General features: G+C 65.1%; 9 protein-coding genes. 6 read left to right on the plus strand and 3 right to left on the minus strand.

Annotated elements, in window-relative coordinates; genetic code table 11:
* Nucleotides 1-54: 54 nt before the first annotated feature.
* The 3 genes from J8G26_RS02615 to purU all read right to left on the minus strand — a co-directional run bounded on the left by J8G26_RS02615 (nucleotide 55) and on the right by purU (nucleotide 3472).
* Nucleotides 55-1554, minus strand: a complete 1500-nt coding sequence (locus J8G26_RS02615; RefSeq protein WP_087747794.1) for an FAD-linked oxidase C-terminal domain-containing protein — start codon at nucleotides 1552-1554, stop codon at nucleotides 55-57.
* A 153-nt stretch (nucleotides 1555-1707) separates the two neighbouring features.
* Nucleotides 1708-2613, minus strand: coding sequence for a LysR substrate-binding domain-containing protein (locus J8G26_RS02620; RefSeq protein WP_210567831.1), 906 nt, complete (start codon nucleotides 2611-2613; stop codon nucleotides 1708-1710).
* Nucleotides 2614-2623: 10 nt separating this feature from the next.
* The gene (purU, locus tag J8G26_RS02625) at nucleotides 2624-3472 is read right to left on the minus strand and encodes a formyltetrahydrofolate deformylase (protein ID WP_210567832.1); all 849 of its coding nucleotides are present in this window, start codon (nucleotides 3470-3472) and stop codon (nucleotides 2624-2626) included.
* A 51-nt stretch (nucleotides 3473-3523) separates the two neighbouring features.
* Between purU and J8G26_RS02630 the strand changes: the two genes are divergently transcribed.
* The 6 genes from J8G26_RS02630 (at nucleotide 3524) to J8G26_RS02655 (ending at nucleotide 15784) form a co-directional block, all read left to right on the plus strand.
* The gene (locus J8G26_RS02630) at nucleotides 3524-6187 is read left to right on the plus strand and encodes an EAL domain-containing protein (protein WP_210567833.1); all 2664 of its coding nucleotides are present in this window, start codon (nucleotides 3524-3526) and stop codon (nucleotides 6185-6187) included.
* 109 nt (nucleotides 6188-6296) lie between these two features.
* A complete protein-coding gene (locus J8G26_RS02635; RefSeq protein WP_210567834.1) occupies nucleotides 6297-8222 on the plus strand; it encodes a type IV pili methyl-accepting chemotaxis transducer N-terminal domain-containing protein in 1926 nt (641 codons plus the stop codon).
* A 5-nt stretch (nucleotides 8223-8227) separates the two neighbouring features.
* On the plus strand, nucleotides 8228-8929 hold the full coding sequence (locus J8G26_RS02640; protein ID WP_210567835.1) for a response regulator: 702 nt from the start codon (nucleotides 8228-8230) through the stop codon (nucleotides 8927-8929).
* 157 nt (nucleotides 8930-9086) lie between these two features.
* Nucleotides 9087-10379, plus strand: coding sequence for a nitrate/nitrite transporter (locus tag J8G26_RS02645; RefSeq protein ID WP_087747790.1), 1293 nt, complete (start codon nucleotides 9087-9089; stop codon nucleotides 10377-10379).
* A 17-nt stretch (nucleotides 10380-10396) separates the two neighbouring features.
* Nucleotides 10397-11809 carry a NarK family nitrate/nitrite MFS transporter gene (locus J8G26_RS02650; RefSeq protein ID WP_087747789.1) on the plus strand — a complete coding sequence of 471 codons (1413 nt, stop codon included), beginning with the start codon at nucleotides 10397-10399 and terminating at the stop codon, nucleotides 11807-11809.
* Between the two features lie 171 nt (nucleotides 11810-11980).
* Nucleotides 11981-15784, plus strand: a complete 3804-nt coding sequence (locus J8G26_RS02655) for a nitrate reductase subunit alpha (protein WP_210567836.1) — start codon at nucleotides 11981-11983, stop codon at nucleotides 15782-15784.
* Nucleotides 15785-15787 lie beyond the last annotated feature (3 nt).

Below are 15787 nucleotides of genomic sequence, written 5' to 3' on the forward strand. Positions count from 1 at the left end.
TTTGCTTGGTAGATAAGCACCAGCAGCCAATTCCTCGCAAAAACGGCGCCACCCTCAAAACCTCGGCAACTCCGGATGGCTGATCTGCCCGCCGCGCACCAGCATCTTCCCGTATTCCGCACAGCGGTTCAGCGTAGGAATCACCTTGCCGGGGTTCAACAGCCCCGCTGGATCGAACGCATGCTTGAGCCCCAACATCTGCGCGTTCTCTTCCGCCGAGAACTGCACGCACATGCTGTTGAGCTTCTCCACCCCCACCCCGTGCTCGCCCGTCACCGTGCCCCCCATGGCCACGCTGGTCTCCAGGATGTCCGCGCCAAACAGCTCGCAGCGGTGCAGCTGGTCGGCATCGTTGGCGTCGAACAAGATCAGCGGATGCAGGTTGCCATCGCCCGCGTGGAAGACGTTGGCGCAGCGCAGCTGGTACTTTTTCTCCATCGCCTGGATGGCCAGCAGGATGTCGGCCAGGCGCTTGCGCGGGATGGTCGAGTCCATGCACATGTAGTCGGGGCTGATGCGGCCGCTGGCCGGGAAGGCGTTTTTGCGGCCGCTCCAAAAGCGCAGGCGTTCGGCCTCATCGCGGCTGACCGAGATGGCGGTGGCGCCGGCGGCGCGCAGCACGTCGCTCATGCGGCCAATTTCTTCTTCCACCTCTTCGGGCGTGCCGTCGCTTTCGCACAGCAGGATGGCCTCGGCCGACAGGTCGTAGCCCGCGTGGACAAAATCTTCCACGGCGGCGGTCATGGGTTTGTCCATCATCTCCAGGCCAGCGGGGATGATGCCGGCGGCGATCACGGCGGCCACCGCGTCGCCGGCTTTGCGCACGTCGTCAAAGCTGGCCATGATGCAGCGCGCGAGCTGGGGCTTGGGGATCAGCTTGACGGTGACCTCGGTGGTGACGGCCAGCATGCCCTCGCTGCCGATCACGGCGGCCAGCAGGTCGTAGCCGGGGGCGTCCAGTGCTTCGCTGCCGAATTCGACGGGTTCGCCCTCCACCGTGAAGCCGCGCACCTTGAGCACGTTGTGCACCGTGAGGCCGTATTTGAGGCAGTGCACGCCGCCCGAGTTCTCGGCCACGTTGCCGCCGATGGTGCAGGCGATCTGGCTGCTGGGGTCCGGCGCGTAGTACAGGCCATACGGCGCTGCCGCCTCGCTGATGGCCAGGTTGCGCACACCACACTGCACCACGGCCGTGCGGCTTTCGGGGTTGATGTCGAGGATGCGGTTGAACTTGGCCAGTGACATCGTCACACCCATGGCGTGGGGCATGGCGCCGCCGGACAGGCCTGTGCCCGCGCCGCGTGCCACCACGGGCACCTGCAGCTGGTGGCACACCTGCAGCACGGCCTGGACTTGCGTCTCGGTCTCGGGCAGGCACACCACCAGCGGGCGCTGGCGGTAGGCGGTGAGGCCGTCGCATTCGTAGGGCGTGGTGTCTTCGGTGTGCCAGAGCAGTGCGTGTGCGGGCAGCACACGGCCCAGGGACTGGACAACTTCGGCCTGGCGTGCGGCGCGCTCGGACAGGGCTGCGGTGGGGGCGGCGGCAGTATTCATGGCTGTCACTGTAGGGGATGGCCATGCGCCCAGGCTTGAGCTTTTTTGCGCGTGGCCGTGAAAAATAACGATGGAATGGCTTGAATGCTATCTTAATAATAGCTGTCGGCGATTGCCCAGAAAGCGCCAGAGATGTATTTTGCTTGGAAAATCTTATGCCATGGTTTTGCGCAGCCATTCCGCAAACGCCGCGCACTCCCACCGATCCATGGTGCCGGTGCGCCAGCACAGGTAGTGCGCGTGCGGGCTGGCGGTGTCGGTGGCAAACAGGCGCACCAGGGTGCCGTTTTCCAGCCAGGGCGCGCCGAGCTTGAGGCGCACCAGCGCCACGCCCATGCCGGCGGCGGCGCCGTCGCACATCAGGCCGATGTCGTTGAACTGCGAGCCCTCGCTGGGCTCGGCCCAGTTCAGGCCCGTGGCGGCAAACCAGGTGCGCCAGGGCTCCAGCGGGCTGCGCAGCAGGGGCACGCCTTCGAGGTCTTCGGGGCGCTCGAAAGGCCCGTGCTCGCGCACGAAGGCGGGAGATGCCAGGGGCGTGACCACATCGCGGGCAATTTCCACATGCTCCACGTCGGCATAGTGACCGGGGCCAAAGCGCACCATCAGGTCGGCGTCTTCGGCCACCACGTCCAGCAGCGGAATGGACACCTGCAGCGCCAGGTCGATCTCGGGGTAGGCCGCGGTGAACTGGCGCAGGCGCGGGATCAGGATGGCGCGCGCAAATGTGGGCGTGACGGCCAGCTTGAGCCGTCGCCGGCCCGGTGCCGAGGCAGCGCCCGGAAAGCGCTGCAGCGCGCCCAGGCCCTCGCGCACATGGGCCAGGTAGGCGCTGCCCTCGGTGGTCAGCGAAAAATCGGCCCGGCCAAACAGCCGCACGCCCAGGATCTGTTCGAGCTGCTTGACGCGGTGGCTCACGGCGCTGGGTGTCACACAAAGTTCGTCGGCCGTCTGCGTCACGCTGCGCAGCCGGGCCAGCGCTTCAAACGTCAGCAGGCACTGGATGGGTGGAATGCGCTTTGCGGCGCTGCTGAGGAAGGAGGACGGGGCTGCAGTGGCCATGGGTGGCCGGCTAACGGAAGACAACCGTCTTGTGGCCGTTGAGCAGCACGCGGTGCTCGCTGTGCCACTTCACGGCGCGGGCCAGCACCTGGCTTTCGGTGTCGCGGCCGCGGGCGGTGAGGTCTTCCACCGTGTCGGTGTGGTCGGCACGGGCCACGTCTTGCTCGATGATGGGGCCTTCGTCCAGGTCGGCCGTCACATAGTGGGCGGTGGCGCCAATCAGCTTCACGCCCCGGTCATGCGCCTGGTAATAAGGCTTGGCGCCCTTGAAGCTCGGCAGGAAGCTGTGGTGGATGTTGATGGCCCGTCCCGCCAGTTTTTGACATAGGTCAAGAGATAGTATCTGCATGTAGCGCGCCAGCACCACCAGCTCGGCCCCTTCGGCCTCGATAATCTCGTACTGTTTTGCCTCGGCCTGCGCCTTGGTCGTGCCGGTCAGTGGGATGTGGTGAAACGGCACGTCGTAGCTGGCCGCCAACTGGTAAAAGTCGCGGTGGTTGCTGATGATGGCGCGGATGTCGATGGGCAGCAGGCCGCTTTTCCAGCGAAACAGCAGATCGTTCAGGCAATGGCCTTCCTTGCTGACCATGAGCACGGTTTTGACGGGCTGGGCCGTGGCATGCAGGCTCCAGCGCATCTGGTGGGGCTCTGCAAAGCTGGTCAGGCGGGCCTGAAGGGTGGCGTGGTCGTGCTGGTCGCACGCAAACTGCACGCGCATGAAGAACAGGCCCGTGGCGTGGTCGTTGTACTGCGCGGCTTCTTCGATGTTGCCGCCGTGCTCCAGTAAAAAGCCCGAGACGGCGTGCACCAGCCCCAGGCGGTCGGGGCAGGACAGGGTAAGGATGTAGGCGTTGGTCATAGCTGCGCCATTGTCGCAGCAAGGGCCGTAGGTGTTGGAATAAGGAGCTTTATGCGAATCACGGGTTGCATCCCGAAACTGGCGCCTTGGTGGGGTGTGGTGCTTTACCTCGTTTTTGGCGTGGCATGGGTGTTTGCGGGCGACGCATTGTTGGCGCAATGGGCCGGCACGCCCGGGCAGATCACGCAGTTTCAGACCTGGAAGGGCTGGCTGTATGTGCTCATCACCAGCGCCATGGCTGGCTGGCTGCTGGGGTGCATGCGCAAGGTGGAGCGGCAGCGCTCGGCAGTGGCGCGCGAGCTGGCGCAGATCGTGCACCACGCTCCGGTGGGCATGGCGCGGGTGGCGATTGACGGGCGCATTCTGTGGGCCAATGGCTGCCTGTGCAGGATGCTGGGCGAGGACCTGCAGGCCCTGCAGGCGCTGAATTTTCGCGACGTTGTCCAGGCCGCAGACCCGGACCACGCCATGCAGCAGATCGAGCGTCTGTTGGCCGGCGAGATCGACCATTACCTGGGGGCGCGGCAGTGCCACCGGCCGTCCGACGGACGCATCGTGCATGTGCTCAACATGGTGACCTTTGTGCCCGCAGAAGGCGATGAGCCGGCCCATCTGGATTGTGTGCTGCAGGACATGGGCGAGATCCAGGCTGCGCGCACCGCGCTGGAGCGCAGCGAGACGCGCCTGCGCCTGGCGGTGGAGGGCAGTGGGGGCGGCATGTGGGACCGTGACCTGGGGCGGCCCCGTACCGTCTTTTCGCCCAGCGTGGCGCGCATGCTGCACTACCAGGGCGACGATTTCGCGCGGGATTTCCGCCTGCGCGAGCGGCTGCATCCCGATGACAGCGAGCGCGTGCGGCTGGCCGTGCGCTATGCCCTGGCCTCGGGCGAGCCCCTTGTCGAAAAGGCCCGGCTGCGCTGCTTTGACGGCAGCTATCGCTGGTTCATGGCGCGGGGGGTGCGCCATCTGAACGCGGCGGGGCAGCCCGAGCGCTTCTCGGGCATCCTGACCGACCTGACCCGCGAGCGCCAGGTCGATGAGCGCCAGCGCCTGGCATCCACCGTGATGGACCACATGAGCGAAGGCGTGATCGTGACCGACACGCACAACCGCATCCTCTCGGTGAACGCATCGGTCACGCGGATGCTGGGCTACACCGAGGACGAATTGCTGGGCAAGACCCCGCGCGTTTTCAAGTCGGGCCGGCACGACCGGGCGTTTTACGAGGCGATGTGGGAGTCGATGAGGCGCACCGGGCGCTGGCAGGGCGAAATCTGGAATCGGCGCAAGAGCGGCGATGTGTTTCCAGAGCACATGTCGCTGAGCGTGGTGCGCGATGCCGCTGGCACGGCCACGCACTATGTGTGCATGTTCACCGACATCTCCGACGAGAAGGCGCAGCACCAGCGCATGGAGTTTCTGGCGCACAACGACGCGCTCACCGGCCTGTCCAACCGCCTGTGGTTCTGCGGGCAGCTGGAAGACGCCGTGGTGCAGGCACGCGGCAGCGGCGAGCGCATGGCCGTGCTGCACCTCAACCTGGACCGGTTCAAGGACGTGAACGACAGTTATGGCCATGCCATTGGCGACCAGGTGCTCAAGGACATCGCACGCCGGGTGCAAGCGGCCATGCGGCCGGGCGACCTGCTGGGCCGCATGGCCGGGGATGAGCTGGCCGTGGTGGTGCGCCATCTGCGCCATGCCGATGGTGCGGCGGCGGTGGCACAGCAGCTGATCGCCGTGGTGGCGCAGCCCTGGCACTCGCCCGACGGGTTCGAGGTGGTGGCCGGCGCGAGTGTGGGTATTTGCATGTTTCCGGAGCATGCCGCCACGGCTCAGACCCTGTTGCAGGGCGCCCATACTGCCGTCTATGGGGCCAAGGCGCTGGGGCGCGGGGCCTGGTGTTTTTACACCGAGGAAATGACCCAGTCCGCGCGCGACCGGTTGGCGCTGGAGTCGCGCCTGCGCCTGGCGCTGGCGCACGGCCACATGGTGCTGCATTACCAGCCGCAGATCGACATTGCCACGGGGCGCATCGTGGGCGCCGAGGCGCTGGTGCGCTGGAATGACCCCGAGGAAGGCCTGATTTCGCCAGCCCGCTTCATCCCTGTGGCCGAGGTGTCGGGCATCATCGGCCCCCTGGGGGAATGGATCATCGGCGAGGCCTGCCGCCAGGGGCAGCGCTGGCGCGACGAGGGGCTGCCTGCGCTGACGCTGGCGGTGAACGTGTCGCCGCGCCAGTTTCAGCTGACCGACCTGGTGGGTTGCACCGCGTCGGCGCTAAAGGAAACCGGATTCCCGGCCGCGCTGCTGGAGCTGGAAATCACCGAGAGTGCGCTCGCCGAGCGCGAAGACGAGGCACGGCTGACCATGCGGCGCCTGCGCGAACTGGGCCTGCGGCTGGCGGTGGATGATTTCGGCACCGGCTATTCGTCGCTGGCGCAGCTCAAGCGCTTTCCCATCGATGTGCTCAAGATCGACCAGGGCTTCATCCGCGACATTCCGCGCAGCGCCGACGACATGGCCATCAGTGCGGCCATCATCGCCATGGGCCACAGCATGGGCCTTCAGGTGCTGGCCGAGGGGGTTGAGACGGCGGAGCAGCTGGTGTTTTTGCGCGAGCGCGGCTGCGACAGCTATCAGGGCTATCACTGCAGCCGTCCCCTTGCGGCCGAGGCGTTTGCCGCGCTGGTGCGGGCCCGGCAGGCCGTGTAGGCGCGGGCCGCCGGGGTCTGGGCGTTGTCGGCGGCAGGGGGGCATGCTGCGCGCCCTGGTCTTGATTCAAGTCAAGGCATGGGGCGCGCGACCTTCCTACACTGCGCCCATGCGCACCAAGTCCCCGCTGACCTTCAAGCTGCTGGCCATGGGCGGGGGCTTTCTGTTGGTGGCCCTGGCATCCATCGGCTTGACGCTGTGGGTGGCCTGGAAACTCGAAGGGGGCGCCGCAGCCGTCAACGAGGCCGGGCGCCTGCGCATGAACATGCTGCGCATGGTTCTGGTGCAGCAGACTGAGTCGCCCGAAGCGGTGCAAAGGCATGCGCGGCAGTTCGACGCCAGCCTGGAGTTGCTGCGCACGGGAGATCCCTCGCGACCCCTGTTTGTGCCCTGGGGGGCAGATACGCGGGCGCGCTTTGAAGAAGTCCGCACCACCTGGGCGGCATTGCGCAAGGAGTGGGCTGCTGGCTTGCCGCCAGACCGCGCCCGCTCGCTGGCCCAGGCCGACAGCTTGGTGCAGAAGGTGGACGGCTTTGTCGAGGCCATAGAAATCCAGATCGCCGGTTGGACGGCCGTGTTGCATGTGTTTCAGCTGATCATGATGGCGGTGGCCATTGCGGCTGCGGTGACCTTCATGGCGGTGAGTTATCTGCTGGTGCTCAATCCGGTGTCGCAACTGCAGCAGGCGCTGGCACGGCTGCGCCAGGGCGAATGGGGGGCGCGGCTGCCGGTGGAGACTGACGACGAATTCGGCCAGCTCTCGGCGGGCTTCAACCAGATGGCCCATGCATTGCAGGCCTCGCACGACGATCTGGAGCAAAAGGTGCGCGAGAAGACCGCCAGCATCGCCGTGCAGAACCAGCGCTTGGCGGCGCTGTATGAAGTGAGCGCGCTGGCCTCCACGGCGACCGGGCTGGACGCCCTGGCGCAAGGCTTTGTCAAGCAGATCCGCCGTGTGGCGGGTGCCGATGCCGTTGCGGCGCGCTGGTCCGACGAGGCCAATGAGCGCTATGTGCTGCTGGCTGGCGACGGTATGCCGCGCGCTATGACCGAAGAGGAGCATTGCCTGCACACGGGCACTTGCATGTGTGGCCAGCCGCAGAGCCAGGCACACACCCGCGTCATACCGATCATGGCGTCCACTACGCTGGCGTATCCGCATTGCCGCGATGCTGGCTATCAGACCCTGGTGGCTATTCCCGTGCAGATGCAGCAGCGGGTGCTCGGCGAGGTCAATCTGTTCTTTCGCTCCTCGGTAGAGCTGACCGATGAGGTGCGTGAACTTCTGGAAGCCATGACGCGCCACCTGGCCAGCGCCATGGAAGGCTTGCGCGCCACCGCCCTGGAGCGTGAGGCCGCCGTGGCGCATGAGCGCAGCTTGCTGGCGCGCGAGCTGCACGACTCGATTGCCCAGTCGCTGGCTTTCCTCAAGATCCAGACGCAGCTGCTGCGCGATGCCGTGGCCAAGGGCGACATCGCGGCGCGGGACCGCAGCATGGGCGAGCTCGATGTGGGCGTGCGCGAGTGCTATAGCGATGTGCGCGAACTGTTGCTGCACTTTCGCACGCGCACCAGCGAAGAAGACATTGAGGCGGCGCTGCGCACCACCCTGTCCAAATTCGAGCACCAGACCGGCATCGCCACCACGCTCACGATGGTGGGCCATGGCCTGCCCCTGCCGCCAGATGTGCAGATCCAGGTCCTGCACATGGTGCAGGAAGCATTGACGAACGTGCGCAAGCATTCGGGTGCCACCCGGGTGGAACTGCGCGTGCACCGGCATCCCCGCTGGCGCTTTGAAGTGCAGGACAATGGGACGGGGTTTGAAGTTCGGGCCGTGCCGCCCGACTCCGTGCATGTCGGCCTGGGCATCATGCGCGAGCGTGCACAACGCATCGGTGCGGTGGTGCAGGTGGAGTCGGCGCCGGGCGCTGGCACCCGCGTGTGCATCGAGCTTCCCACCCTGTCCACCGCGCAGGAACCCCGCGAGCCGCCCCTGCCCGTCATTGCCGATCCTGCCCATTCCGTCCATTGATGCCCATGCCTACTTTTGCGCCTGTCAGCTTGCTCGTGGTGGACGATCACAACCTGTTTCGCCGGGGCCTGGTGGCCTTGCTGGGGCAGGACCCGGGCCTGCAGGTGGTGGGCGAGGCGGGCGACGCCGCGCAGGCGCTGCGCCTGGCCCCCGCGCTGCGGCCCGACGTGATCCTGCTCGACAACCATTTGCCCGGGGTGACGGGGGTGGATGCGATCCGGGGGCTGCGCGAGGCCTCGCCGGCTTCCCGCGTGCTCATGCTCACAGTGAGCGAAGACGCACAGGACTTGGCCACGGCGCTGCGCAACGGCGCGCAAGGCTATCTTCTCAAGACCATTGACGGGGATCTGCTGGCGCAGGCCATTCGCCGCGCTGCTGCCGGCGAGCCCGTGGTCAGCCCCGAGCTGATGGGCAAACTGGTGGCAGCCTTCCAGTCGCAGGGCGCGCCGGAGGCGGACGACGCACTGGCCTCGGCCCTGCCCGGCAAGGCGCAGGCGCCTGCGCCGGCAGAGCCGAGCACACCCCTGTCGCCGCGCGAGGAAGACGTGCTGCGCGAGATTGCACGCGGCGCCAGCAACAAGGAAATCGCGCGGGCGCTGGACATTGCCGAGACCACCGTGAAGATCCATGTGCAGCACATCCTGCGCAAGCTGGGGTTGAGTTCGCGCGTGCAGGCCGCCGTGTACGCCTCTGATCGCCAGCGCTAGCGCGCATCCCCCGCTTCCTGCTTCCCCATAGTTCTTTCGAACGATGGCGGCGTAACCCCCTCGTTCTTTTTGCCACGCTGACCCCTCCTGAAGAGGGATGGGCAAACCCCTGCCCATGCGGGACGATGCATGCCATACAGGAAAGAGGGAACAACCCATGGCAAACGCATCGCTTTCGGTGGGCGACAGTCCGCAACGCAGCCGGCAGGCCTGGTCGGTGCTTTTGGTGAGCACGCTGGCCTTCACCGTCTGCTTCATGGTGTGGATGATGTTCGGGGTGATCGGCATTCCCATCAAGAAAATGCTGAACCTGAGCTCCACGCAATTCGGCCTGCTCACGGCCATGCCGGTGCTCACCGGTTCGCTGGTGCGCGTGCCGCTGGGCATCTGGACCGACCGGTTTGGTGGGCGGATCGTGATGGCGGTGCTCATGGCCATTACGGTGCCGGCGATCTGGCTCATGAGCTATGCCACCGAGTACTGGCATTTCCTCACGATCGGCCTGTTTGTCGGGCTGGCGGGTGGCTCGTTCTCGGTGGGCACGCCCTATGTGGCGCGCTGGTTCCCCAAGAACCGGCAGGGCATGGCGATGGGTGTTTATGGGGCGGGCAATTCGGGCGCGGCCGTGAACAAGTTTGTCGCGCCGGTGCTGCTGGTGGCCTTTGGCTGGGCCATGGTGCCGCAGGTGTATGCCGCCATCATGCTCGGCACCCTGGTGCTGTTCTGGCTGTTCAGCTACAGCGACCCGGCCCATCGGGTGCCCAGCAACGTCAAGTTCACCGACCAGCTCAAGGCGCTCAAGGACCCCAAGGTCATCAAGTATTGCCAGTACTACAGCATTGTGTTCGGTGGCTATGTGGCGCTGTCGCTGTGGATGGTGCAGTACTACGTGGGCGAGTATGGCCTGGACATCCGCGTGGCGGCGCTGCTGGCGGCCTGCTTCTCGCTGCCGGGCGGTGTGCTGCGCGCCATTGGTGGTGTGCTCAGTGACAAGTATGGCGCCCACAGTGTCACCTGGTGGGTGATGTGGGTGAGCTGGATCTGCCTGTTCCTGCTGAGCTATCCGCAGACCGATTTCACCATCCTCACGGTCAACGGCCCCACCACGTTCCACATCGGTTTGAACGTCTATGCCTTCACCGCGCTGATGGGGGCGCTGGGCGTGGCGTTTGCCTTCGGCAAGGCCAGCGTCTTCAAGTACATCAGTGACGACTATCCGGAAAACATTGGCGCCATCAGCGGCATTGTCGGCCTGGCCGGTGGTTTGGGGGGCTTTGTGCTGCCCATCCTGTTTGGCGCCTTGATGGACCTCACTGGCATCCGTTCCAGCGCCTTCATGCTGATGTATGGCGTGGTCTGGGTCTCGCTGATCTGGATGTATTTCACCGAAGTCCGTCGCACCGATGTGATGGATCCGACCGGTGCTTCGGCGCACCAGGCCGCCCACTAAATTTTTAAGGGAACACCATGTCTGCCAACCCACACAGCAGCGGCCGCCAGGGGCGTCTGCTCACCATCTGGTCACCCGAGGACAAGTCGTTCTGGGAGCGTGAAGGCGAAGCCGTCGCCAAGCTCAACCTGTGGATCTCGGTGCCTGCATTGTTCCTGGCCTTTGCCATCTGGCAGGTCTGGAGCGTCGTGGCCGTCAGCCTGCCAGGGCTGGGGTTCAAGTATTCGACCAACCAGCTGTTCTGGCTGGCTGCGGCGCCTGCGCTCAGCGGTGCCACGTTGCGCATTTTTTACTCGTTCATGGTGCCGTTGGTGGGCGGTCGCCGCTGGACGGCCATCTCCACTGCAACCTTGCTCATCCCCGCCATCGGCATCGGCTACGCGGTGCAGGACAACACCACCAGCTATCCGACGATGCTGGTGCTGGCGCTGCTGTGTGGCCTGGGGGGCGGCAATTTCAGCTCCAGCATGGCCAACATCAGTTTCTTTTTCCCGAAGGAGCGCAAGGGTTCGGCCCTGGGGGTGAATGCGGGCCTGGGCAACCTGGGCGTGTCGGTGGTGCAGTTTCTGAGCCCGCTGGTGGTGACGGCAGGCATCTTCGGCATCTTTGGCGGTGACCCGCAGACGATCGTGAAGAGCGGCCAGTCGGTCGAGGTGTGGACGCAGAACGCGGCCTTCATCTGGGTGCCATGGATCGCGCTGGCCTCGCTGGCCGCATGGTTCGGCATGAACGACATTGCCGACGCCAAGGCGTCGTTTTCCACCCAGGCCGTCATTTTTCGGCGCAAGCACAACTGGCTGATGTGCGTGCTGTACCTGGGCACGTTCGGTTCGTTCATCGGCTATGCCGCCGGTTTCCCCTTGCTGATCAAGAGCCAGTTTCCCGGCATCAACCCCCTGGCCTACGCCTGGCTGGGGCCGCTGGTCGGTGCCGTGGTGCGCCCCTTTGGCGGCTGGCTGGCGGACAAGCTCGGGGGCGCGCGCGTCACGCTGTGGAACTTCATTGTCATGGCGCTGGCCGTGGTGGGCGTCACGTTCTTCCTGCCCTCGGGTGGCAACGAGGGGCAGTTCACAGGGTTCTTTCTGTGCTTCCTGGTGCTGTTCCTGACCACCGGCATCGGCAATGGCTCCACCTTCCGCATGATTCCCGTGATTTTTCTGACCGAAGCCATGCGCGGTGTGGACCGCAACAACACCGCCGCGGTGGCGCAGGCCAACAAGGAGGGCAACACGCTGGGCGCTGCCACCCTGGGTTTCACGGCCGCCATGGCCGCCTACGGTGGGTTCTTCATCCCCAAGAGCTACGGCAGCTCCATTGCGCTGACCGGTGGCCCCGACGCCGCACTGTGGACCTTTGTTGCCTTCTATGTCATTTGCATCGTGATCACCTGGTGGTACTACGCCCGCAAGCATGCCGAGATGCCTTGCTGAAAAAAATGGAACACCCCCTGAGCCACTTCGTGTCTTCCCCCTCCAGGGGGACGCCGCCAGCGGCCTGGCAAAGCCAGTTCCGCGGCGACTGCTGGCTTGGAGCGTGCCGGTTTCACACGCGGTGCGCTGCGTATAAGAACCATGGACAACTGAAAAATTAAGGAGCCCCCGATGAGCCATTTCCTCGATCGCCTCTCGTACTTCTCGCAACCGCGCGAAACCTTTGCCCAAGGCCACGGCCAGACCAACGGTGAAGACCGCACCTGGGAAGACGCCTACCGCGACCGCTGGGCGCACGACAAGATCGTGCGCAGCACCCACGGTGTGAACTGCACGGGTTCGTGCTCGTGGAAGATCTACGTCAAGGGCGGCATCGTCACCTGGGAAACCCAGCAGACCGACTACCCCCGCACCCGGCCCGACCTGCCCAACCACGAGCCCCGTGGCTGCGCACGCGGTGCCAGCTACAGCTGGTACCTGTACAGCGCCAACCGCGTGAAGTACCCCATGGTGCGTGGCCGCCTGCTCAAGCACTGGCGCGCCGCCATCGCACTGGCCAAGAGCCCGGTGGACGCCTGGGCCAGCATCGTCGAAAACGATGCCTCCAAGCGCGAATGGCAAAAGCAGCGCGGCCTGGGCGGCTTCGTGCGCAGCACCTGGGACGAAGTCAACCAGATGATCGCCGCCGCCAACGTGTACACCATCAAGAAACACGGGCCCGACCGCATCATCGGCTTCTCGCCCATTCCGGCCATGTCGATGATTTCGTACGCTGCAGGCAGCCGCTACCTCAGCCTGATCGGCGGCGTGTGCATGAGCTTTTACGACTGGTACTGCGACCTGCCTCCCAGCAGCCCGCAGACCTGGGGCGAGCAGACCGACGTGCCCGAGTCGGCCGACTGGTACAACAGCTCGTACATCATTGCCTGGGGCTCCAACGTGCCCCAGACACGCACGCCTGACGCTCACTTCTTGACCGAAGTGCGCTACAAGGGCACCAAGGTCGTGTCCATCACGCCCGACTATTCCGAAGTCGCCAAGCTGGGCGATTTGTGGATACACCCCAAGCAGGGCACCGACGCTGCCGTGGCCATGGCCATGGGCCATGTGATCCTGAAGGAGTTCTACTTCAAGGACGGTGGCAAAGGCCGCAGTGCGTACTTTGACGACTACGCGCGCCGCTACACCGACCTGCCGCTGCTGGTGGTGCTGAAGGAAAAAACGCTGCCCGATGGCCGCACGGTGATGGTGCCCGACCGCTATGTGCGCGCCAGCGACTTCCCCGGCCAGCTCGACCAGTCGAACAACCCCGACTGGAAGACCGTGGGCTACGACGAGCTGGGCCAGGTCACGCTGCCCAATGGTTCCATCGGCTTTCGCTGGGGGGCGGACGGCCGCCCCGACCAGGGCCTGTGGAACCTGGAGAACAAGGAAGCACGCACCGGCAACACCGCCCGGCTCAAGCTCTCGGTGATCGAAGACGGCGCGCAGGCCCACGACATTGCCGATGTCGCCTTCCCGTACTTTGGCGGAGTGGCAACACCCAACTTCACGGCCAACGAACAAGGCGGCGACGTGATGGTGCGCCGCGTGCCGGTGTCCCACCTGGAGCTGGCCGGGCACGAAGCCCAGGGCCGGGTGATGGTGGCCACCGTGTTCGACCTGCTGGCCGGCAACTACGGCATTGACCGTGGCCTGCCTGGCGAAGAGCAGGGTGTTACTTACGACAGCGACCGTCCGTACACCCCCGCCTGGCAGGAAAAGATCACCGGCGTGCCGCGCGATCAGGTCATCACTGTGGCCCGCCAGTTTGCGGACAACGCGCACAAGACGCATGGCAAGTCCATGGTCATCATCGGCGCGGCCATGAACCACTGGTACCACAGTGACATGAACTACCGCGGCATCATCAACATGCTGATGCTGTGCGGCTGCATTGGCCAGAGCGGTGGCGGCTGGGCGCACTATGTGGGCCAGGAAAAGCTGCGCCCACAAACCGGCTGGACGGCGTTGGCCTTTGCGCTGGACTGGATCCGCCCACCGCGCCAGATGAACAGCACGAGCTTCTTCTACGCCCACACCGACCAGTGGCGCTACGAGAAGCTGGGCATGGAAGAAATCCTCTCGCCCCTGGCCGATGCCAGCGCCTACCACGGCGCCCAGATCGACTACAACGTGCGCGCCGAGCGCATGGGCTGGCTGCCTTCGGCGCCCCAGCTCAAGACCAACCCGATGCAGGTGGCCAAGGATGCTGCGGCGAGGGGCATGGACGCCAAGGACTACGTGGTGCAGTCGCTCAAGAACGGCAGCCTCACGATGAGCTGCGAGGACCCGGACCATCCCGACAACTGGCCGCGCAACATGTTCGTGTGGCGCTCCAACATTTTGGGCTCGTCGGGCAAGGGGCATGAATACTTCCTCAAGCACCTGCTGGGCACCACCCACGGCGTGCAGGGCAAGGATTTGGGCAAGGACGAAGCCAAGCCCGAAGAAGTGCAGTGGCACACCAATGCGCCCGAAGGCAAGCTGGACCTGCTGGTCACGCTCGACTTCCGCATGAGCACGACCTGCCTGTACTCCGACATCGTGCTGCCCACGGCCACCTGGTACGAGAAGAACGACCTCAACACCAGCGACATGCACCCCTTCATCCACCCGCTGTCCACCGCGGTGGACCCTGCCTGGCAGGCCAAGAGCGACTGGGAGATCTACAAGGGTTTCGCCAAGGCCGTGAGCGAGGTCAGCGTGGGCCACCTGGGCGTGGAAAAGGACGTGGTGCTCACACCCATCATGCACGACACCCCCGGTGAAATGGCCCAGCCTTATGGCGTGCGCGACTGGAAGAAGGGTGAGTGCGAACTCATCCCCGGCAAGACCGCGCCGCAGGTCACCGTGGTCGAGCGCGACTATCCCAACCTCTATAAGCGCTTCACCGCCCTGGGCCCATTGATGGATAAGGCCGGCAACGGCGGCAAGGGCATCGGCTGGAACACGCAGACCGAAGTCGGCCAGTTGGGCGACCTGAACGGCCGCGTGAAGGAAGAGGGCGTGACGCAGGGCATGCCCCGCATCGTGACCGACATTGACGCCACCGAAGTGGTGATGATGCTGGCACCCGAAACCAATGGCCACGTAGCCTGCAAGGCCTGGGAAGCCCTGGGCAAGCAGACCGGACGCGACCACGTGCACCTGGCGCTGCACCGCGAGGACGAGAAGATCCGCTTCCGTGACATCCAGGCGCAACCGCGCAAGATCATCAGCTCACCCACCTGGTCAGGTCTGGAAAGCGAGAAGGTCAGCTACAACGCGGGCTACACCAATGTGCACGAGTACATCCCATGGCGCACCCTCACGGGCCGCCAGCAGTTCTACCAGGACCACCCGTGGATGCGTGACTTTGGCGAAGGCTTTGTGAGCTACCGCCCACCCGTGCACCTCAAGACGCTGGAAGAAGTCGAAGGCAAGAAGCCCAACGGTAACCGCGAGATTGCGCTGAACTTCATCACGCCGCACCAGAAGTGGGGCATCCACAGCACGTACAGCGACAACCTGATGATGCTCACGCTGAACCGGGGCGGCTCGGTGGTGTGGCTGAGCGAAGACGACGCCAAGGTCGCCGGCATCGTGGACAACGACTGGGTCGAACTCTTCAACGCCAATGGCGCCATTGCGGCCCGCGCGGTGGTGAGCCAGCGCGTGAAACCCGGCATGGTGATGATGTACCACTCGCAAGAGAAGATCATCAACACCCCCGGCTCCGAGATCACCGGCACTCGTGGCGGTATCCACAACTCGGTCACGCGCATCGTGCTCAAGCCCACCCACATGATTGGCGGCTACGCACAGTACAGCTACGGCTTCAACTACTACGGAACCATCGGCACCAACCGCGATGAGTTCGTGCTGGTGCGCAAGATGGACCGCGTGGACTGGCTCGACGATGAGCCCGTGTCTAGCACCGCTGCCCACGCCTGAAGC

Source organism: Acidovorax sp. JG5 (assembly GCF_017939685.1).
Taxonomy (GTDB): Bacteria; Pseudomonadota; Gammaproteobacteria; order Burkholderiales; family Burkholderiaceae_C; genus Acidovorax.